The organism is Streptomyces sp. DH10 (assembly GCF_029813805.1).
Lineage (GTDB): Bacteria > Actinomycetota > Actinomycetes > Streptomycetales > Streptomycetaceae > Streptomyces > Streptomyces coeruleofuscus.
Genome location: NZ_JARVKU010000005.1, coordinates 15273 through 36773, shown reverse-complemented (window position 1 = coordinate 36773; position 21501 = coordinate 15273). Strand labels below are relative to the sequence as shown.

Genomic DNA, 21501 nt, shown 5'->3' with positions numbered 1-21501 from the left:
CCTTCGCTGATCGGCGCCGGTGGGCGCTGGTGCGCGAGCGGCCGCGAGCCGGTCCGGTTCACCGTCCCCGCAGTTCGACACGGATCAGTGCGACGGCCCGGTCGAGGGCCTCGACGACCGCCGCACGGCTCTCGCCGACGGCGACGACGTGCCCGATCCGCCCGTACGCGTCCGTGGGCGGAGCGATCTGCGTGCCCGCGGTGGCGGTGACCGTCACGCGCTCCACGCCCGGGACCGCCCGGGCCTCCTCCAGCCCGGCCACGCGCTCCAGCACGCCCTGCTCGGTGGGCAGGACGAACTGGATGCCGGCATGGCGCGCGAAGCCGTCGGGCAGCAGCGGTGCGGTTCCGCCCGCGTAGGTCACCTGGGCTGCGAGCAGGTCGACACCGGTGGCGAGGCGGTAGAGCTCGGGGATGAGGCCGCCCGCGAGCCTGGGATTGATCTCGACGACGGCACTGCCGGCCGGGGTGCGCTTCACCTCGGTGTGGCTCGGCCCGCGGCTGAGGCCGGTCGCGGCCAGTGCGGCCGACACCGTCCCGGTCATCTCCCGCGCCGCCTCGGCGGACAGATCGGCGGGCACGAGGTGCCGGGATTCCACGAAGTGCGGTGCGCCGGTCACGGTCTTCTCGGTGATGCCGATCAGCCGGTGCACGCCCTCGACGCCGAACATCTCCACGCTGTACTCGGGCGCGTCCAGATACTGCTCGACCAGTGCGCGACCCGCCATGGCCTGCCCACGTCCGTTGGTGGTCCGGGCCGTGATCTCCTCGGCCAGCTCGGCGGCCTGCCGCGCGGAGTCACAGCGGCGCACGCGCGTCGAGCCCGAGTCGTCGACCGGCTTGACCACGCAGGGCGTCCCGAGCCGGTCCGCCGCCGCGGCGGCGGTCGGTCCGTCCTCGACCACCTCGAACCGCGGCTGTCCGATCCCCGCCCGCAGCAGGGTCTCGCGCAGCCGCCCCTTGTCCCGGCAGCCGGCTATCGCCTCGGCACGCTCCGCGGGCAGCCCCACCGCGTTGGCCAGCGAGGCCGCCGCCACCAGGTAGAACTCGCTGGTCGTGGACACCCCGGCGATGCAGCCGGGCTCGAACGCCTTGGTCACCGCCCGGACCAGCGCGCCGGTGTCGTTGGTGTCGCAGTCCACGACGGTCGCGCCGGTGTCGGTCAGTCCCGCGTACCGGGTGGAGTCGCCGGTCACGAGCACCGGCTCGTAGCCGGCTTCCGCCGCGATCCGCAGCGCCAGCATGCCGGTCCCGGTGGTGTTGGACTCCACGAAGACGAACGCCGGTCGCGGCGCGTCCGCGCGGTTGCGGCGGAACGACCAGCTGTGCACCTCCGTGCCGTCGAGGACCTGACGCGGCACCGTGGCGACCGGCAGGCGCAGAAGCTCCTTCTCGGTCCAGTGCGCGTCACTGTGGACGGTGTCGGCGTAACGGTCCCCGCGGTCCGGGAAGATCCCGACGACGGTCGTGCCCGGCGTGGCCCGGGCGGCCATGGCGCCCAGCACCCGGTACACCGATCCGGAGGTGTTTCCGGCGAACAGCTTTTCCTCACGGGCCAGTTCGCGGGTGGCGCCGAAGGCCTCGTGGTCGTTGAGCCAGTGGACCTCGTCGATCAGGGAATGGTCGAGGTTCTTCGGATGCAGGCTGTTGCCCAGCCCGCTCTGGAGCCGCCGGGGCCGGTCGGGCTGGCCGAAGAGCACGCTGCCCACGCAGTCCACCCCGGCCACGTACAGCTCCGGCAGGGACTCGCGCAGGACACGTGAGGTGCCGCACAGCGACCCGCCGCTGCCCACCGCGCCGACCAGGACGTCCACCGTGTCCAGGTCGGCGAGCAGTTCCCCGGCCAGGTACCGGTAGGCCGCCGGGTTCTGCGGATTCTCGTACTGCCGCGGCCAGAACGCGCCCGGGTTGCTGTCCATGATCTCCCGCAGCCGGGTCAGCCGGGCGCCCTGCCAGCCGTGGGCGTCCATCGCGGGCACCACGTGCACCTCGCAGCCAAGTGCCTCCAGCTTGGCCAGCGTCGTACGGTCGATCCGCGGGTCGGTGACGATGTGCACCGGATGGCCGAGTGCGGTGCCCACCAGGGCGACTCCGAGGGCCATCGTGCCCGAGGAACTCTCCACGATCGGCGCGCCCTCGGCCAGCTCCCCCGTCCCGCGCGCCTCGGTGATGATCTGCTTGGCCACCCTGTCCTTCATCGCGAACAGGTTGTTCATCTCGAGTTTCGCGTAGACGCGGACGTCCCGGTCGGCCCCCAGCCCCAGACGCACCAGGGGTGTATGGCCGATGGCCTCGATCACGTTCTGGCTCAGCATGTAGCTCTCTCTTCCCATCCGTGCGCCGGGCCGGCGAAGCGCCGGATTTCATCGGTCGAAGCTCAAGGTCCGGTACACCGTGACGTTGCCGACCAGCTCGGAGCACGCGCTCGCGGCGGCCACCAGCCGCTGCGGATACGAGGGGTCGGCCGTGTCGAGGAGCACGCCCAGGCAGGTCCCGCTGTGGCCGACCACCACGCCCAGCCCGCCGACCTGCCGGCAGACGCCGATCATGTCGTCGAGCGTCCTCTTGGGGCGCAGCACCTGGTTCATCAGGGCACTGCGCGTGGCCACCGCCCCCACCTCGGCGAGGTTCGCACCGGCCACGGCCCCGGCCATCCGCGCCAGCAGCCGCGCGTACTCCGCCCGGTCCGCGGCGGAGAAGGGCTTCGGAATGCGGTTGAAGGCGATGGTGTCGATCTCGCCGCCCTCGTCTACGCCCACCACGGTCATCGACGGCAGGGACCCCAGCTCGGTGTGCAGTGCCACCCGGCGGTGGTAGAACGCCACGATGCCGGGGTACAGCACGCCGTCGGTGGGCTCGATCCGCGCCAGCAGCGACTCGATCCGCCGGGGCGGCATCGGTTCGCCCAGTGCGTTGGCCACTGCACGCGCCGTGGCCACGAGGTCCGCGGACGAGCTGGCCAGCCCCTTGCCCTCGGTCAGCGTGCTCGCGATGGTCAGCACCCCGCCCATCGGCGTCGCCGAGGACTCCATGATCATCTTGGTGAGCCGGAGCGCCTTGTGCTTGTGCGCCGGCTGCACCTCCAGCACGTCGGTGCCGGGCATGCCGTGGAAGGTCACCCGGGCCCAGCGGGCGATGGGCAGGGTGACGAGGAAGTCGCTGTCCTCCTCGGGCAGTACGCCCTGAAGCAGCTCGCCGAACGTGCCGGACGCGGTACTCATCCCCGTCATCGCGGCGAACGGCGCCGGGGGCCGCCCCGGGACGTCCTGCCTCAGGACGGTGTCAGGGGACCTCACCACTCCCGCCGCCCCTCCGGGCCGGCGAGCAACCGGTCGACTTCGACCGCCGCCGCCTCGATGTCCGCCCGCCTGCCGTCCCAGCGCTTCTCGAGCGCGTCGAACGCCGTCTCCTGTTCGGCCAGCAGGGACCGCACGGCGTCCGGGTGGGCCGAGCCGTCCGAGCGCTTCGCCGTCAGCCCGCCCGGCACGCTCATCGCCTCGGCGAGCAGGCCCGCGGCGTCCTCGGCCGCGTGCCCCTCCGCGGCCAGCACGGTGTCGAGCAACGCGCCGTCGGGCTCGGCGGGAGGCAGCCCGCGCTCGACGGCCAGGACGATGTAGCGCCCGGCGACCACCTGGGCGGTGCGCCAGGGAACCCCGGCGCGCAACGTCAGCAGGTTGGCGAGCGTGAACCCGCCCAGGTACTCGCTCTCACAAGCCTCGCGCATCCGGTCCTCCCGGAACCGCAGGTTCTCCAGCACCGCGCCGAACAGCCGTAGTACCGAGCCGACGGCGTCGAAGGCGGCGGGCACTCCCGCCCCTGCCTCTTTGGAGATCTCGACGGAGTTGCTGTAGGGGGTGGAGCGCTGCCCGGTGGCGATGGCCGTGTAGGCCGCACCGAGATGCGCCGTACGGGCCCGGATCCGCTCCAGCACCGGGTAGTTCTTCTTCTGCGGCATCGCCGAGGAGATGCCCGACCAGTGGTCCGGCAGGTCGATGAAGCCGTATCCCGCGCTGCCCCAGGACATCAGGTCGGTGACGAAGCGGCTCAACGCGACGCCCAGCAGTGAGAACTCCGCGCACGCCTCCAGCGCCCAGTCCCGCTGCGCCACCGCCCGCAGCGCGTGCGTACGGACGCCGGTGAAGCCCAGCAGGGAGGCCATCCGGCCCCGGTCCCAGGGGAGTTCCTGCCCTGCCATCGCTCCCGCGCCCATCGGCGAGGCGTCGGCGGTCCGGTACACCGACTCCAGCCGCTCCAGGGTGTGCAGCACCTGATCGCACAGTGCGGCGAAGTAGAACCCGGGGCTGATCACCTGGGCCGGCTGCATATGGGTGTAGCCGGGCATGGCCAGTCCGGCGCCGCGCCCGGCCGATCGGTGCGCGGCGCGGCCGAAGGCGATCAGCTCCTCGGCGCACTCCAGCAGTCGCGCACGGCCGTGCATCACCTGGGCGGTTGCCTGGAGGTCGTTGCGGCTGCGGTCGACGTGCCATGCCGGCGGCACCGCGGCCAGCCGGCGGGTGACATGGCGCTCCAGGGTGAAGGCGATGTCGCTCATGCTCTCCTCGGCCTCCCGGGCGATGGCCTCGGGAGTGACCCGGTCGAGCAGGTCGGCGATGGCGCCGACCTGGGCGCCGTCCAGCAGGCCGAGCCTGCGGTACTCCAGCAGCAGCACCTTCTCCAGTTGCACGTACCAGGGCAGCAGGGCGTCGATCTCGAAACGGAGCTGCGGCTCCAGCACCTCGGCGCGCAAGAGCGCGTCGGGGCCGGAGGCGATCCGTCCGGTCAACCCGCCCGGACCACTGGAACTCACCGTCGTCACATGGTCGTTGGGCATGCGTTTCCTCACGGGGACGAAGGGGCGGTTCGGTTCAGCGCGGTCAGCACCGCGTCTTTCACGTCGGCCGCCCGCGTGCGCGGGAAGTGCGCTCCCCCGCCCGGCAGCCGGCGGTGCGTCACCTCGTCGCAGAGGAGCCGCCAGTCCCAGTGACCGTGGCCCGGCTCTCCGGCCGCCGCGTCCGGGCCGTCCTCGACGACGAGTTCGATGCCCGCCTTGACGCGGTGGGCCTCCGGGTCCTGCCGGGCAGCCAGCAGGAAGGCTCCGGACGATCGCACGTCGTGCCGGTAGGCGGGCCCGAGTAGGCGGGCCCGCTCGTGCTTGAGCCCGTCGAACTCCACGTACGCGCCCTCACGCAGCAGGCCGGCGGCGACGTCCTGGTCGCTCATGGCACGGGACCGGTCCATGCGCGCCCGCGCCCCGGCCGGCCAGCCCGTGTCGACACCGCCGAGGAGGACCCGGCGTGGTGCCGACGGGCCGTCTTCCAGCAGCCGGGCCAGGGCGAGCGCGGGCGCCGCTCCCTCGCGCTGGCCCCACAGCACGAGCGGTACGGCGGTCAGCCGGCCCAGCTCATGCGCCACCCGACGCGCCACCTCCGGCACCTCCGCCAGGTCCTGCGCGCCGGGGACGAAGTCGTGTCCGGGCAGCTCCACGCCGTACACCTCGACGCCACTGGGAGCGAGTTCCCGGGCCAGTGCGAGGAAGTTGACGGCGTTGCCGCCCGCGCCGGGGAAGCAGACCAGGCGGCCCTTGGGCACGGCCCGGTCCGTGAGCGCACCCGTCAGCGGGCGGAGCAGGCCGGCTCCCGGCTCCTCGGGTGCCGCGCCCCGGCCCGCGTCGACGACGGCGGCGAGGTCGGACAGCATGGGGTGGGCGATGATCTGGGCCAGCGAGACGAGCCGGTCCAGCTTCACGACGAGCCACGTCGCCGCGAGCGACGTACCGCCGAGCGAGAAGAAGTCGTCGGCCCGCCCGATGCTCTGCAACGGGACGTTGAGCGCCTCCGCCCAGGCCATCGCGAGGCGCTGTTCGGTGGGCGTGGTGGGCGCCGTGCTGGGCACGCCGGCGTGCCCGAGCGTGGCGGCCAGCTCGGTGAGCACCTTTCGGTCCACCTTCCCGTTGTCGCTGACCGGTAGGGCGTCGAGCCAGTGGCAGTACGCGGGGATCATGTAGTCCGGCAGATGGTGGGCCAGGGCGGCCCGGACGCTGTCGGCCTCGCGGCGGACGGTGCCGACCAGGAAGGCGACCAGGATCCGGTGCCGGTCGTCCGTCCCCGAAGTGACGACCACCGCGTCCTTCACGTCGTCCAGGGCCAGGAGCCGGTTCTCGACCTCACCGGTCTCGACGCGGAATCCGCGGATCCTGACCTGCTGATCGCGGCGGCCGAGGAACTGGAGCCGGCCTCCGGGCAGCCAGCGCCCGAAGTCACCCGTCCGGTACATCCGCTGTCCCGGCCGGAACGGATCGGGCACGAACGCGGCCCGGGTCCGCTCGGGGTCGTTGACGTAGCCACGGCCGACCGCGACACCGGAGAAGACGATCTCTCCGGTCGCACCGAGCGGCGCCAGCCCGCCCTGCTCGTCCAGCACGTACCCGTGCACGTTGCGCCGCATCCGTCCGAGCGTGACGGGCCCGCGCTCCGGCATCCGGTCAAAGAACTCGTGCATGGTGTCGTCGGAGACCTCGGTCGCGCCGTACGCGTTGACCACCCGGATGCCCGGACGACACGCGAACCAGCGTCGCAGCAGCGCCGGTTTCAGTTCCTCCCCGGTCACCGAGACGGCGCGCACCCGGCCGAGGCCGCGAGGGCTCCGCTCCAGGGCCGTGATCAGCGCGTCGAAGTAGGACGGGACGAACTGTGCGACGGAGACCCGTGACGCGGTCAGTTCCGTGATGAAGCGGTCCACGTCCAGGAGCACGTCGGTGTCGACGATGCGTGAACTGCCACCGGTCAGGAGGGGGGCGATCAGCTGCCACAGCGAGATGTCCAGGGACTGTGCGGCGGTCTGCGCCACCACGTCGCCGGAGCCGAGTTCCAGGTCCGCGACCTTCATCAACAGGTGGTTCAGCAACCCCGCGTGCTCGCACATGACGCCCTTCGGCGTGCCGGTGGAGCCGGACGTGAAGTAGATGTAGGCGAGCCCGCGGGGCGCGAGTTGCCGGTCCGGGTTGCCGGTGGCCCGTGCGTCGGGACCGTGGCTCCCGGCTCCGGCGCACAGGGCCGCAACGTCCAGGGAGCGGGGCGCTTCCCCCTCGCTCCCGGTGGCATCGGGGCTTTCACCGTCTTCGAGCACGAACCTGCACCCCGCGCCGTCGAGTTGCGCGGCGATCCGGGCGGCCGGGAGGTCCGGCTGCACCGGGAGGTAGCAGCCACCCGACTTGAGCACGCCTATCGTGGCCGCCGCCCACTCCAGACCGCGCTCCATGACGACGGCCACCACGTCCTGGTCGCGCAGACCGTCCGCCAGGAGCGCGTGGGCGATGCGGTTGGCGCTCGCGTTGAGCCGCTCGTAGGTCCATGACCGGCTCCCGTGCGACACCGCGACCGCGTCGGGCGTCGACCGGACCTGTTCCTCGAACCGCTCGACGAACAGCCCCCCGTCGAAGGGCTCCGCCCGGCCCGCCAGCCCGTAGACCTGGAAGTGACGTTCGTCCTCGGCGAGCAGGCTGCGTTCGCCCGCCGGTGCGTCGGGATGGGCGGCCAGCAGTTCCAGGGCCCGTCCGTGGTAACCGACGATCCGGGCCAGGTGCTCCTCGGACATGACGTCCGTCCGGGACCGGGCGCTCACGGTGACACGGCCCGCGCGCAGGGCGATGCGCACCCACAACGGCGGTGTGTCCTGCGGGGCCGGATCCGTGGACGACACGTCCAGGACGGATTCGTGGTACGGCCCGGAGGCCATGCCCGGTGACGGGGCGCGCCGGCTCGCCTCCGCGGCCTGCCGGACGAGTTCGTGCCAGCTGTGGCGCAGCACGCCCCTGACGCCCAGCGAGCGTGGCGCGGCGGGGTCGCCGCCGGCGGGCACATACCCGGTGACCGGGTTCTGGTCGGAGGTCAGCGCCGCGACCACCCTCAGGTGCGCGGCCAGGAGCACGGCGTCCAGCGGGGCCGCGCACGCGGCGGCCACCGTGCGCAGCCGCGCGGTCAGGTCGGGGGGCAGGACGAGTCCGGCGGTCACTTGGACCCACCCGCCCGTCTCACCTGTGGTCCATCGCGGAACGCGTACGGCCGCCCCGACATCCCCCGCACCGCGCTCGTCCGTCGTCCCGACCGCGACTGAACAGCCCAAAGTCTTCGACACCGTGATCGCCAACCTACCGAGGAATGGACGGAAGAATGTGTTGCTCGGCATTGCCTTCGTGACCATGCTGTCGACAGGCACTGACAGGCCACTGACGTACCGCCACCGGCGTTCCCCCAGCCGGCCGTTGGCGGTGTCACGGTGACCGGAACGACTCGCCGCGCCGTTCGCGCGCCCTCACGTCGGAGTTTTCGCCGCTGCTTAAGGACGTGTTCCCGGCCTGGTCCGAACGCTTATCGTCCGGTCGGAGCCCGCAGGTCAGGGAGGGAACAGACAGCGATGAACGCTCTGGACGACATCCTCAGGGGCGTACGCGAGGACGTGGCGTCACGCCGGAAGCACAGGCCCGAAGCAGAGGTACGGGAGCAGGCCCTGGCACGGGGTGCCGGGCGGGACTGCGTGCCGCTGCTGCGCCGCGGGCCGCGGGTCCGTGTCATCGCGGAAGTGAAGCGCGCCAGCCCCTCGCGGGGACCGCTCGCCGAGATCCGTGACCCGGCCGCCCTCGCCGCCGACTACGCGGCAGGCGGCGCGGCCGCGGTCAGCGTCCTGACCGAGGGGCGCCGGTTCGCGGGCTCCCTGGCGGACCTGGAGGCGGTGAGCGCCCGGGTGGATGTCCCCGTGCTGCGCAAGGACTTCGTCGTGGACCCGTACCAGGTGTGGGAGGCGCGTGCGTACGGCGCCGAGTTGGTGCTCCTGATCGTCGCCGCCCTGGGCCGGACCCGGCTGGCCGAACTCGTCGCACTGTCGCGCGAGGCCGGCCTGACGCCGCTGGTGGAGGTGCACGACGAGGCGGAGGCGGAGCACGCGGTGGCCGTCGGCGCCAGGGTGATCGGCGTCAACGCGCGCGACCTGACGACGCTGGAGGTGGAGCGCGGCACCTTCGCGCGGGTCGCGCCGCACATCCCCGGGGACCTCGTGCGGATCGCCGAGTCCGGTGTCCGGGGGCCCGGGGACGTGGCGGCGTACGCCCGCGCGGGCGCGGACGCCGTCCTCGTCGGCGAGGCCCTGGTCACCCACGGCGACCCCCGAACGGCGGTGAGCGGACTCCTGTCCGCGCCGTGCGTCTAGGGGCTGGTCGGCTTGCGTGGCCAAGGGTGGTCGGCGGGTTTGGGACCCGGTGCGCGCGTCCTCGCGGGCGCGCCCACCGCACTTCGCTCACCCGTGCTCCTCGCGCGGCGCCGCGTCCCGCCAGTCGGGCGGTCCGCCGGGGCCCCGAGCCCCCGGGTGCCGCGGGGCGGAGCCCGGGTGCCGCGAGGCGAGACCCCGGACGCCGGCCGGGGTTCACCGGTGCGCCGGCTCCGCCGCTTGCGCCCGCTTGGTCGTTACGGCCGCCCACCGTTCCAGCACGGCTGCCGCCGTCCCCGAGTCGACCGACTCCGCCGCCCGCTCCATCCCCGCCGCCAGTCGTTCCGTGACCGACCGCGCACCGCCTGGCTCCAGCGCGGCGAGACCGGCCGCCGCCGACAGCAGCACCGCGTCGCGCACCGGGCCGCGCGCACCGGCAAGAACCTCACGCGCCACCCGGGCGTTGTGCGCCCGGTCGCCGCCCCGCAGGGCGCCGGGCGCGGCGAGCGCGATGCCGACGTCCCGCGGATCGAAGGTCTCCCTGCGCACACCGGAGTCCGTGACCGACCAGATCGTGGAGGTTGTGGTGACCGTCAGTTCGTCCATCCCGTCGTCGCCCCGGAACACGAGCCCGTTGGACCCGCGCCGGGCGAGGACCCCTGACAGCAGCGGCCCGAGCCGCGCCTCCGCCACCCCGATCGCCGTACCGGTGGGCGAGGCCGGATTGAGCAGCGGGCCCAGGGCGTTGAAGACGGTGCGCACCCCGAGTTCGCGGCGCGGCCCCGCCGCGTGCCGCATGGCGGGGTGGAACGCCGGCGCGAAACAGAACGTGATGCCGACCTCCTCGGCGACGGCGGCGGTGTCGTCCGCGGGCAGCTTCAGCGCCACCCCCAGCTCCTCCAGGACGTCGGCCGATCCACAGGCGGAGGACGCGGACCGGTTGCCGTGCTTGACGACCCGCGCACCGGCCCCGGCAGCCACGATCGCCGAGAGGGTGGAGATGTTGACACTGTTCGAGCCGTCCCCGCCCGTGCCCACGATGTCCACCGTGGGGCCCGGCACGTCGAGCGGTACCGAGTGCCGCCGCATGGCGCTGACCAGACCCTCGATCTCCTCGACGGTCTCGCCCTTCGCCCGCAGCGCCACCAGGAGCCCGGCCAGCCGGACCGGCCCCGCGACGCCGGACATCACCTGATCCATCGCCCAGTCGCTCTCCCGCGCGGAAAGGTCCTTCAGGTCGAGCAGCGAATTCAGCAATTCGGGCCAACTGAAACTCTGCGGTCCAGCTGTCATGTGAATTCTCCTCGGACGTCTGCGGGGCGAATCGAACGTCGATCGGTGCGACCAGTTTCGCGTCCGGTCGCAGACCGCGGCCAGACCACTGGCGCATGAGAGATGCAGTCCAATTCAGAAGGAGAGAAAAGGTCATGTCCCTGCACATGGCGGTCGCGGTCGTCCGGGATTCCGAGGTCTCTCTGACCGCCCAGATACAGAGCTTCATCAAGAGCGAGATAGCGGCGGGCAGCCTGCACGCGGGAACGCGTCTGCCCTCCAGCCGCCGTCTCGCCGGCGACCTGGACGTCTCGCGCAGCGTGGTCGTGGAGGCGTACGGCCAACTCGTCGCCGAGGGATACCTGGAGGCCGTCCAGGGCGCCGGCACCCGGGTCGTCGGACACGTGACCACCCCGGCGGTCGTGCCGACGCTCCTCGGGGCGGACCGGGTGCCCGAGGTCCGCTGGGACCTGCGGCCCGGCGGCGGCAACCTGCCCGACTTCCCGCGCCGCGAGTGGCTCACCTGCTATGAGCGCGCGCTGCGGTCGGCCACCCCCTCGGCGCACGCCTATCCGCCACTGGCCGGAGCCCCCGCGCTGCGCCTCGAGCTCGCCCAGTACCTGGGCCGGACACGCGGCGTACGGACCACGGCCGAGCGTCTGGCCGTGGTGGGCGGGTTCTCCCAGGGGCTGGACCTGCTGTGTTCGGTGCTCCGCCGGGACGGGGGCGTGGCGATCGGCGTGGAGGACCCGGGCCATCCCGGACAGCGGCAGTTCCTCCAGGAATGCGGAATGCGTCCTGTGCCACTGCCCGTCGACGAGGCGGGCCTGGACGTGGCGGCGCTGGCCGCGACGGACCTGCGCGCCGTCCTCGTGACCCCGGCGCATCAGTTCCCGACCGGCGTGACCCTGAGCGAGGACCGTCGCGAGCAGCTCGTGCGCTGGAGCCGGGACGTCGACGGCCTGATCATCGAGGACGACTACGACGGGGGCCTGTGGTACGAACAGGGGCCCCGCCCCCTGGCGCTGCAACGCCTCGCCCCCGAACGCGTCGTGTACGCGGGCACCGCGAGCAAGTCCCTCGCCCCGGGGCTGCGGCTCGGCTGGCTGGCCGCACCGCCCGACCTGCTGGACCGGCTGCTGCGTGAGCGTGCCCGGCACGACCTGGGCACCGAGACCCTCACCCAGCTGGCCTTCGCCGAGCTGCTGCGCAGCGGACTGCTCGACCGTCACCTGCGAAGACTCAACTCCCGGGCGGGCAGCCGCCGTCACGCCCTCGAAGAGGCGGTCCGCCGGCATCTGCCCGGCGCCGACGTGCTCGGCCGGGCGGCGGGGCTGCACACGTACGTCAGGCTGCCCCGGCACACCGACGAGGCGGCGCTGGTGGCCGGGGCGCTGCGCCGCTCCGTAGCGGTGCGTGGTGGCGCGGCCTTCCACGCCCGTCCAGGACGGGGCGCGCCCGCACTCGTCGTGGGCCACGCCCATCTGCCGCGCTCGGGCATCACCGAGGCCGTCCGGGTGCTGGCGGACGTCAGATCCCGCTGAGCGGCCGCTGCCGGCCGCGGTCATCCGCTGTCATGGCCAGGAAGTTCTCCATCAGGGTCAGGCCCCCGGTGGTCATCACGGACTCGGGGTGGAACTGGACGCCCTCCACGGGCAGGGTGCGGTGCCGCAGGCCCATCACATAGCCGTGGTCGACGGCGACGGCCGTGGTCACCAGGGCGTCCGGGAGCGGCTCGGCGACCACGAGGGAGTGGTACCGGGTGGCCTGGAGCGTGTGCCCGAGCCCGGTGAACAGGCCCGTGCCGTCGTGCTGCACGGTGCTGATCCGCCCGTGCATCACCTGGTCGGCCACCTCGATCCGCCCTCCGTACGCCAGGGCGATGGCCTGGTGCCCCAGGCACACGCCGAGCAACGGCACCCGGCCGGCGAACTCGTGCACCAGCTCGACGTGGCCCGAGTCGGCCGGATGCCCGGGCCCCGGCCCGAGCACCACGGCATCCGGTTCGTACCCGGCCAGTTCGGCGGCGGAGCGGGTCATCGAGCGCACGACCCGCGTCTGCGCGCCGAGGTGGCGCAGATACTGGTCGATGATGTGCACGAAACTGTCGTACGCGTCGATCAGCAGGACCTTCATCGCAACTCCTCCCCGGTGAGCGCCCAGTAGGCGGCACCCATCTTCGCCAGCGTCTCGCGCCACTCGGACTCGGGGTCCGACTGGGCCACCAGGCCGGCCGAACTCTGCGTGGAGTACGTGGCTCCGTCGTACTCGATCGAGCGGATGCACAGCGCGAGTTCGCTCCACCCGCGCACGTCCACCAGGCCCACGGCGCCCGCGTAGCTGCCGCGGCGCTCCCCTTCGAGACCGTCGATGATCTCCATGGCCCGCACCTTGGGCGCGCCGGTCATCGTCCCCGCCGGGAAGGTCGCGCACACGGCGTCCCAGGTGCCCATGCCCTCGTCGAGACGTCCGGTGACGGTGGAGACGAGATGGAAGACGTGGGAGTAGGACTCCACGGCCATCAGCCGGTCCACGGGCAGGGTGCCTGGGCGGCTCACCCGCCCGATGTCGTTGCGGCAGAGGTCGACGAGCATGACGTGCTCGGCTCGTTCCTTCGTGCTCTCCTGCATCTCCTTGACGCGGCGCGCGTTCTCCTCGTCGTCCGGCCCGCGGCGGGCGGTGCCCGCGATGGGCCGCATCTCGAGTTCGCCGCCCTCGATCCGGAAGTACAGCTCGGGGCTCGCACCGATGAGCAGGTTGCCGGCGCGGGGCATCAGGTACATGTACGGCGAGGGGTTGCGGCCGCGCAGCCGCCGGTACACCTTGATCGGGGTGAGCTCGGTGCTCACGTCGATGCGGTGGCCGATCTGGATCTGGTAGATGTCCCCGACCCGGATGTGCTCCAGGCACCGGTGGGCCCACGACAGGAAGGTCTCGCGGCTGACGGTGTCGTGCACGGACGAGGGAGTGGGCGCGGCGGGCACGGCGGCCGGGCCGACCGGCTCGCGGGCCACCCGCACGGCCAGCTCCGCGACGGACGGGAGGTTCGGTGAGCGGTCCCCGAACTCCGCGCTCTCGGCCGTGAGATGACGCACCGTGGCAGTGGTCAGGTCGTACCACACGGCATCCCGGAAGAGCGTGAGCGTGATGTCGGGCCCGTTCGCCTCCTTGGTGCGGGGCGGCAGCGTCTCCATGTGCCAGACGGACTCATAGGCGAGCGAGGTCAGGAACCCGAAGGCGTACGACGTCTCGGGTACGTCGGTCTCCACCCGGAACACCTGTTGTGCCAGGGGCAGCAGACGCCAGACGGCAGCCGAGTCGGTCATGCGCAGCCTGAGGGTGCCCGCCGCGGTGCCGTGCGGCGGCTCCTCGGGAAGCAGGCCTGCCTCCTCCGCGGCCCGGGCCAGAACCGGCGCCACGCCGGACACGCCGTCGATCTCCACGTGTTCGGCGAAGACCCGGATCTCGGCGAGGCGGCCCAGACCGAGGACGGCGGACCGGCGGTCGGGAGCGGCGCCGTCCCTGCTCTCGAAGAGGAAGACGTCCTCCGCCCGGCACACGTCGCGCAGCCGCTCGTACAGTTCGAGTGGGTCGTGGTGCGGTAGTTCGGCAGCGGCCACCCGCACCTTGATCCGTTTCTGCATCGACATGGCAAACCCCCTGTGAATTCGGTGTTGTCGACTGGCCGACGAGCCGTTCGCTCACCACGCTCAGAAAATCAGCCGCTTTCCTTCGGGAGCCAGACCAATTGGTCCCGGCGCAGCCGGACCACTTCGAAATCGCTTGACCCCGGCACCGGCTTGGGATTGAGCTGAGGCAAGTTCCCGACCACGAAAGGGACGTGCGATGACTGATTCACCTGACGAGTCGTGGCGCCGTTTGTCGGCGGCCCAGCAGCCCGTCTGGCCCGCCACCGAACTCCGTTCCGTGACAGATCGGCTGTCCGCCGCTCCGCCGCTCGTGTTCGCCTCCGAGTGCGACCTGCTCAAGCGCAAGATGGCGGCCGTCTCCCGCGGGGAGGCCGTCGTGCTACAGGGCGGTGACTGCGCCGAGACGTTCGACGGTCTCACCGCCGACAACGTTTACGGGAAGATCAAGACACTGCTCCAGATGGCAGTCATCCTCACCCACGCCACCGCCCTGCCGGTCGTCAAGATGGGCAGGATGGCGGGACAGTACGCCAAGCCGCGGTCCAGCTCCGTGGAACGGCGGGGCGCGGTGGAACTGCCCTCCTACCGGGGCGACGCCGTCAACGCGGTGGAGTTCACCGCCGAGGCCCGCCGGCCCGACCCCTGGCGGATGAAGCAGATGTACGAGAGTTCGGCGACGACGCTGAACCTCGTTCGGGCCCTCACCAAGGGCGGCTTCGCCGACCTTCGCCAAGTGCACGCGTGGAACCAGGGTTTCGTGACGAACGCCGAAGCCGGCGAGCGCTACGAGACGCTCGCCGACGAGATCGACCGCAGCCTTGCCTTCATGGACGCGTGCGGTGTCGACACGAGTGAGTTGTCGACCGCCGAGTTCTTCGTCGGGCACGAGGGCCTGTTGCTGGACTACGAGGCGGCACTGACCCGTACCGAGCCGGCCAACGGACGTACCTACGCCACCAGCGGCCACCTGCTGTGGATCGGCGAACGCACCCGGGACCTGGACGGGGCTCACGTCGAGTACTTCTCGCGCATCGCCAACCCCATCGCCGTCAAAATCGGCCCCAGTGCGACCCCGGACGACCTGCTCGGCCTCATCGACCGTCTCGACCCCCAGCGCGAGCCTGGCCGGCTCACCCTGGTGATCCGGGCCGGAGCCGACCGGATCCGCGACATGCTGCCCACTCTGGTGGAGAAGGTGACGGCCGAGGGCGCCCCGGTGTGCTGGATCAGCGACCCGATGCACGGCAACACCTTCACCGCGCCCAGTGGCCACAAGACCCGGGACTTCGAGGCGATCGTCGACGAGGTCCGTGGCTTCGTGGAGGTCCACCGGGCCCTGGGCACCCACCCGGGCGGAGTCCACGTCGAACTCACCGGAGACGATGTCACCGAATGCGTCGGCGGCGGCAACGCCGTTCTGGAGGGGAACCTGCACCACCGGTACGAGACGGCCTGCGACCCCCGCCTGAACCACACGCAGTCGCTCGAACTGGCCTTCCTGCTCGCGGAGATGTACCAGGGAGACCGCGGCAGGTCGCCTTCGAGTACCCGGAGCGCCATCAGCCGCCCCAAGTGAGCACGCATGAGCGGCCTATGGCCACCTGCTGCCGCTTCTCCCCCTGGAGAGGGCGGCCCGCCGGGCCGGTCACACCACCGCGTTCCTCACCCACTCCTCGCTCGGCGGGCGCGGCTCTGGAGGACACGCTGGGCGCGTTCCAGAGGCAGACCGGGACGAACGCCGCCACCGACATGAGTCCGGCCACCGCGGGCGAGCTCTTCGGCGGCACCCGCGTGGACCTGGGCACCGACGAAGCCCTGGCGGCGGCCCGCGACTTCGGCCCCGACCTGGTGATCGCCGAGACGGCCGACTTCCTCGGCCCGTTGGCGGCCTCCCGGCTCGGCGTGCCGTGGGCGTCCCACGGCGTGGGTATCGCGCCCGAGGAGCACGAGTCCGAGGACGGCACCGGCTGGCGGGCGCCGGTCTTCCCCGGCCGTGAGCACCTGCCCCGGGTCCTGGTGACGCCGCGCGATCACTCCTCGCGTGTGCCCGGGAAGCACCCCGCCGTCGTGGGAACGACGGCGGGCGCGCACGGTTCACGGCGCCATCGGCCGTCGGTCACTTGGCCAGGAAGGCGAGGAGGGCCTGAGTGACTTCCTGGGCGTGGGTCCACAGCAGGCCGTGGGGGGCGCCGTCGATGACGACGTAGTCCGCCTGCGGGAGTGACCGGTGGAAGCGTTCTCCGGTGGCCTCGATGGGCAGGATGCGGTCGGCGGTGCCGTGCAGGATCAGTGCCGGGACGTCGATCTTGGGCAGGTCGGCACGGAAGTCGGTGGACCAGGTCGCCACGCAGGCCAGGGAGGCGTACGAGGAGGCTCCGGCGGCGACGTTCCAGCTGTTGCGGACGGCTTCCTCGCTGATGCGGGTGCCGAGGTTCTCGTCGAGGTTGTAGAAGTCCTCGTAGAACGCGGTGAAGTAGGCGTAGCGGTCGGCGGTGACGGCCCCTTCGATGTCCTTGAAGATGGTGCCGTCGACGCCGCCGGGGTTGTCGTCGGTCTTGAGGAGGAAAGGCTCGAGAGAGGCGAGGAAGGCTGCCTTGGCTATCCGGGCGGAGCCGTAGGTTCCCAGGTAGCGGGCGACCTCGCCGGTACCCATGGAGAAGCCGACCAGGACGACGTCGTCGAGGTCGAGGGTCTCCAGGACCGTGTTCAGGTCGGCGGCGAAGGTGTCGTAGTCGTAGCCGGTGGTGGGCTGGCTGGAGCGGCCGAAACCGCGCCGGTCGTACGTGATCACGCGGTAGCCGGCCGACAGCAGGGCGGCGGACTGCTTCTCCCAGGAGTGGCCGTCGAGCGGGTAGCCGTGGATCAGTACGACCGGCTGCCCGGTGCCGTGGTCCTCGTAGTACAGCTCGATGCTGGTCGAGTTCTCCTGGCCGACGGTGATGAACGCCATGCTGATTACTGCCTTTCGGTGGAAACGCGTCTGGTGGTGAAGTGCCCGGACGGGCAGGACTGCGGGGATCCGCGATGCCGCGGCGGAAGTGTCGGTCAGCGGACCGTGCGGGCCGCCTGCTCCACGATGCGGGCGACGGCCCCGGGGCGGGACACGGACACCGCGTGCGATGCGTCGATGACCGTGGTGCGAGCCCCGGCACGGGCCGACATGTAGCGCTGGGCGGCCACGGGGATGTTGAGGTCCTCGGTGGTGACCAGCGACCAGGAGGGGATCGTCTTCCAGGCGGCCTTCGTCGACTTCTCCTCCAGCGCGGCGGCGGCGATCGGACGCTGCCCCGCTGCCATGAGTCTGGCCTTGTCGGCCGGCACGTCCGCAGCGAACTGGTCGCGGAACTTCTCCGGCTTGATGTACACGTCTGCGCCCTGACCACCGTCGGGCAGCGTGTAGTTGACGGACTCGATCGCCTGGCCGAGGGTGCTGCCGGGGAACTTGTTGGTCAGTCCGAGCGAACTCTCGCCCGTGTCGGGCAGGAACGCGGCGATGTAGACCAGCGCCTTCACCTTGCCCTCCAGGCCCGCGGCGGCCTGGCTGATGACGGTACCGCCGTAGGAGTGACCGACCAGGACCACGGGCCCGTCGATGTGGTCGACGACGCTGCGCAGGTAAGCGGCGTCAGTCGCCGGACCACGCAGCGGGTTGGCGGCGGACACCACGGGATAGCCAGCGCGTTGCAGCCGAGTGACGACACCGTCCCAGCTCGCGGCGTCGGCGAACGCCCCGTGCTCCAGCACGATCGTCGGACGTGTCGGGTGGTGGGACGCCGCACCGGCTGCACCGGGCAGGGTGACGGCGGCCGCAGACAGCCCTACGGCCGCTGTGACACCGAGCAGGGCGGATCTGCGGCTCGGACGGGCCAGGCGGGTGATGTGCATGCGTGAAGGTCCTTTTCCTTGGTTGTCGACCGAGTTGATGTGCGTTCCGTCCGCGCCAGGCGGTCGGCGCGGATCGGATGGAGGGTGGGCGACACGCGACAGCGGCCCGGAGAGCGGCTGCCGGGCTGCGGTCCGGCCTGGCCCTGGAACGTCCCGGCCTCAGCCGCCGGGATGCGGCGCCTTTCGTCCTGTCCAACGATGCGAAGACGGGACCGGTTCAATCCCAGACCGCTGTTCCTTCGTGGGCATCGTGCGTGGTCACTTGGGGCACGGGTCAGCCGCTTCCCGATGTGATCGAGCCTATGGTCCAGGGGACTTCACGGTCCTCACGCTTCGTGATGATCACCGTGTCCAACCGTGGGTGCAGAACCTGCACCCCGGGTAAGAGACCGGGCTCCGCCTCCAGCCGGACGACGGTCGCTCACCCGCAGTCCTACTCTTGCGTCCGTTATGAATCGAACCGACGACCGACTGCTCCCGCTCCTGTTGATGGGCGCCCAGGCAGCGGTGTGGCCGGGGGCGGACCTGGTCCGTGGGACGGTCCCGCCCGGTTGGGCCTTTCTCGTGGCGGCCCTCGTCAGCGGACTCGTGACGGCCGCGCTCTCCCTCCGCCGTGCGAAACCGGTGCTCACCCTCGTCGTCGTCGCCGCCGTCTGTGCGCTGGGGGCCGGGCCGCTGCCCGCGGGGGCGGTGGCGGTTCTGGGGACCGCGGGCGTCGCACTGGCCCTGTTCACCGTGGCGAGTGAACGCGACGCCTTCACCGCCCTGTTGTGCGTGGTGGCACTCACCCTGTGGCAGGTCCTCTACAACCTCAACCTGCACGGACTGAAGGAGCGCGACGGACTCGATGTCGCCCTGACAGCCGTGCTGTACGCCGCCACGTACACGGCCGGGCTGCTGGTGCGGCGGACCCGTCTCGTGCGACGGGCGGCGCGACAACAGCTGAAGCGGGCGGAGATCGAGCGGCACCGGCTCCCGGCGGTCGAAAGGCGTCGGATGGAAAGGGAACTGCACGATGTCAGCGCCCACCATCTGACGGCCGTGGTGGTCACAGCGGGCGCGGCGCTCGGGCTGCGCGACCGTCGTCCCGAACTGGTGGGTGAGGCACTTCGGTTCGCGGCCGAGACCGGCCATGAGGTCACCCAGGCACTCGGTGCGGTGAGGGCGCCGGCGCCCTCCCGGGAGCAACTCCCTTCGCCGAGAGAACGACTGCTGGAGCTGGTCGCCGGGTTTTCCCAGCTGGGCCAGAGCGCGCAGTGTGAGATCGACCCGATGCCGGACGGTGCTGTCGCGGACGCGGCGTACGGCATCGTGCGCGAGGCTCTGACCAACGTGGCGCGGCACTCACCGGGTGCGGCCACGACCGTGACCTGCCTGTACGGCGACGCCCGCACGGAGGTCGCGGTCACGAGCGGTCCGCCGCCGTCCGGGTCGGTGGCGCACGGCGCGGGCCTCGGTTCAGGGCGCGGCCAGGGCTTTCTGCGGTCGCGGGCACGGGAGGCGGGTGGCACGCTGACCAGCGGCCCGACAGCCGAGGGCGGTTGGGAGGTACGCGCGACCCTGCCCGGCCGGACCGCCGCCGCCTCGGCGGGGCGGTCCGTTCCGTACACCTATCGCCTCGCTCAGGTGGTGACCGCTGTCGGCCTCGTCCTGCAACCGCTGCTTCCCCTGCTGGTCGTCCGGGAGGGCAGCGTGTCGAACACACAGCGGGTCTCGGCAGGCGTGCTCTTCGCGTTGCTGGCCGCGGCGCAGGCACTCGCACTGCTGTGGCGGCGTCGTGCTCCCGGCGCCGCCCAAGGCGTCGTCATCGGTCTGGTTCCGCTCTGGCCGGTGGCGATGACCATGGGCGAGTACACCGGCTGGGTGCTCCTGCCGCCTTTGCTGAGCATGGTCGCCACGTGCGCGGTGGTCGCCTCCGCCGCGGTCCGCGCGGCCGCCACCGGCCCGCTCGGCGCCCAAGGCCGCCCGCGTATGCCGCTGCCGGCCGAGGCGGTCGCGGCCGCGGCCGTGGTGGTGCACGCGGCGGCCACAACGGCCGCCGTCCTGCACCGGGGTACGACCGTCCCCCTCTGGGCACTCGCCGCGGGGGCGACGGCCCAGGCGGCCCTGGCGGTGGGTGCGGCCTGGTGGGGCGGAGTCCTGCGCGGGCGTCGCGACCGGGCCGCCCGCAGCGCACAGGCGAAACACCTCGCGGCCTGGACCGAGGAGGCCGTCCGGGACGCGTGGGCCGAGCGCCGCCGGATCGCCGACGGGCTGGAGACCACCGTGCTGGCGCGCACTGCCGACATGGTGGCGCAGGCCGAGGCGGGCCGACTCGACGCGGTCGCCACCCGCGCCCGCGAAGCCCTCGCCGCGATGCGTGCCCTGCTCGACACCGTCCGCGAGGCGGAGACGAAACCCGCCCTGGGGCCGCAGCCCACCCTCCAGGCTCTCGACCTCCTCGCCCTCCAGATCCGGGCCACCGGCCGGGAAGTCGAGATACGGTTGGCCGACCGTGTGCCGAGACGGCTGCCCACCGCTGTGGATCTGGTTGCCTACCATGCCTGCGAAACGGTTCTCGCGGCCGGCGGCGACAAGCCCATGGTCGTGGAACTCGGCGCGGACGAGGCCGCGTTGACGCTCGCGGCGACCGGTGTGCCGGACACCGTCCGTCGCGCCCTGGGTCAGCAGCTGGCGGCGCGGGCCGCGGTGATCGGCGGGACTGTCACCACCAGCCCATCGGGCCCAGTGCGCGTCCGGCTGCCTCTGACCGTGCCACCGGCTGCACGGCAGGACGACGAGGAAAGACAACGATGAGTCTCAGAGTGCTGGTCGCCGACGACCAGGGCATCGTACGGGCGGGGTTCGCGGCCGTGATCGACGCCGAGGAGGACATGACGGTCGTCGGCGAGGCCGCTGACGGGGCCGAAGCGGTACGCCTCGCCGAGGAACTGGCGCCCGACGTGGTCCTCATGGACGTCCGCATGCCCGGACTCGACGGCATCGCTGCCACTCGGATCATCACCGGGCGCCCCGACGCGCCCCGCATCCTGGTGCTGACCACCTTCGACCTCGACGCGTACGTATTCGACACACTGCGCGCCGGCGCTTCCGGCTTCCTCCTCAAGGACATAGAGCCCGCCGAACTGCTGGACGGCATCCGGGTGGTGGCCGCGGGTGAGAGCGTTCTCGCCCCGTCCGCGATCCGCCGGCTCATCGACCACTACGCATCCGGACCAGGCACCGGACTCCCGGGCAGCGACACCCCCCGCGAGCTGAGCAGCCTGACCAGCCGCGAGCACGGCGTCCTCACCCTGATCGCCTCCGGACTGACCAACACGGAGATCGCCGAGCACCTCGGAGTCAGCGTCGGGACGGTGAAGTCCCATATCAACGCGCTGCTCCGCAAGCTCGGGCTACGCGACCGGGTACAGGTGACGATCCTCGCCTACGATCTCGGGCTCGTCCACCCGAACCCGCCCCGCTGACAGGCCGCTTCACAGCCGCCCTCACCCAGG

General features: G+C 72.0%; 15 protein-coding genes. 6 read left to right on the top strand and 9 right to left on the bottom strand.

The features are described from left to right. Positions 1-58 precede the first annotated feature (58 nt). From QC385_RS12045 to QC385_RS12030, 4 genes are all read right to left on the bottom strand, one after another. On the bottom strand, positions 59-2314 hold the full coding sequence (locus tag QC385_RS12045) for a pyridoxal-phosphate dependent enzyme (protein ID WP_279541281.1): 2256 nt from the start codon (positions 2312-2314) through the stop codon (positions 59-61). A 48-nt stretch (positions 2315-2362) separates the two neighbouring features. Further along, positions 2363-3220 (bottom strand): GHMP family kinase ATP-binding protein, encoded by an 858-nt coding sequence (locus QC385_RS12040; protein WP_279541280.1) that lies wholly within the window; start codon positions 3218-3220, stop codon positions 2363-2365. A gap of 71 nt (positions 3221-3291) precedes the next feature. Then, entirely contained in the window at positions 3292-4830 is a 1539-nt protein-coding gene (locus QC385_RS12035; protein ID WP_279541279.1) for an argininosuccinate lyase, read from the bottom strand. Between the two features lie 8 nt (positions 4831-4838). After that, positions 4839-8009 (bottom strand): non-ribosomal peptide synthetase, encoded by a 3171-nt coding sequence (locus tag QC385_RS12030; RefSeq protein ID WP_279541278.1) that lies wholly within the window; start codon positions 8007-8009, stop codon positions 4839-4841. A 402-nt stretch (positions 8010-8411) separates the two neighbouring features. On the opposite strand from QC385_RS12030, the gene trpC reads away from it, so the two are divergent. Continuing rightward, complete coding sequence (gene trpC / locus QC385_RS12025) at positions 8412-9200, top strand: indole-3-glycerol phosphate synthase TrpC (protein ID WP_279541277.1); 789 nt, start codon at positions 8412-8414, stop codon at positions 9198-9200. A 213-nt stretch (positions 9201-9413) separates the two neighbouring features. Here the strand turns inward: trpC and trpD are convergent, their stop codons facing one another. Continuing rightward, positions 9414-10490 (bottom strand): anthranilate phosphoribosyltransferase, encoded by a 1077-nt coding sequence (gene trpD / locus QC385_RS12020; protein WP_279541276.1) that lies wholly within the window; start codon positions 10488-10490, stop codon positions 9414-9416. Between the two features lie 134 nt (positions 10491-10624). Between trpD and pdxR the strand changes: the two genes are divergently transcribed. After that, positions 10625-12013 (top strand): MocR-like pyridoxine biosynthesis transcription factor PdxR, encoded by a 1389-nt coding sequence (pdxR, locus tag QC385_RS12015; RefSeq protein WP_279541275.1) that lies wholly within the window; start codon positions 10625-10627, stop codon positions 12011-12013. Here pdxR and QC385_RS12010 read toward each other — a convergent pair. Then, entirely contained in the window at positions 12000-12605 is a 606-nt protein-coding gene (locus QC385_RS12010; RefSeq protein WP_279541274.1) for an anthranilate synthase component II, read from the bottom strand. The genes pdxR and QC385_RS12010 overlap by 14 nt on opposite strands. Next, positions 12602-14119: an anthranilate synthase component I family protein gene (locus tag QC385_RS12005; protein WP_279541273.1), complete on the bottom strand. Its 1518-nt coding sequence runs from the start codon at positions 14117-14119 to the stop codon at positions 12602-12604. Before QC385_RS12005 ends, QC385_RS12010 begins: the two co-directional genes overlap by 4 nt. A 196-nt stretch (positions 14120-14315) precedes the next feature. On the opposite strand from QC385_RS12005, the gene QC385_RS12000 reads away from it, so the two are divergent. Together QC385_RS12000 and QC385_RS11995 are read left to right on the top strand one after the other, a co-directional pair. After that, positions 14316-15695 carry a class II 3-deoxy-7-phosphoheptulonate synthase gene (locus QC385_RS12000; RefSeq protein WP_279541272.1) on the top strand — a complete coding sequence of 460 codons (1380 nt, stop codon included), beginning with the start codon at positions 14316-14318 and terminating at the stop codon, positions 15693-15695. A gap of 17 nt (positions 15696-15712) precedes the next feature. Beyond that, positions 15713-16270: a hypothetical protein gene (locus QC385_RS11995; RefSeq protein WP_279541271.1), complete on the top strand. Its 558-nt coding sequence runs from the start codon at positions 15713-15715 to the stop codon at positions 16268-16270. Here the strand turns inward: QC385_RS11995 and QC385_RS11990 are convergent. Both QC385_RS11990 and QC385_RS11985 read right to left on the bottom strand, forming a co-directional pair. Then, positions 16236-17069, bottom strand: a complete 834-nt coding sequence (locus QC385_RS11990) for an alpha/beta fold hydrolase (RefSeq protein ID WP_279541270.1) — start codon at positions 17067-17069, stop codon at positions 16236-16238. The two genes, QC385_RS11995 and QC385_RS11990, sit on opposite strands and share 35 nt — an antisense overlap. A 95-nt stretch (positions 17070-17164) precedes the next feature. Next, complete coding sequence (locus tag QC385_RS11985; RefSeq protein ID WP_279541269.1) at positions 17165-18004, bottom strand: alpha/beta fold hydrolase; 840 nt, start codon at positions 18002-18004, stop codon at positions 17165-17167. A gap of 450 nt (positions 18005-18454) precedes the next feature. Between QC385_RS11985 and QC385_RS11980 the strand changes: the two genes are divergently transcribed. Both QC385_RS11980 and QC385_RS11975 read left to right on the top strand, forming a co-directional pair. Next, complete coding sequence (locus QC385_RS11980) at positions 18455-20800, top strand: sensor histidine kinase (protein WP_279541268.1); 2346 nt, start codon at positions 18455-18457, stop codon at positions 20798-20800. Further along, a complete protein-coding gene (locus QC385_RS11975; protein WP_279541267.1) occupies positions 20797-21471 on the top strand; it encodes a response regulator transcription factor in 675 nt (224 codons plus the stop codon). The genes QC385_RS11980 and QC385_RS11975 overlap by 4 nt, the downstream gene beginning before the upstream one ends. Positions 21472-21501 lie beyond the last annotated feature (30 nt).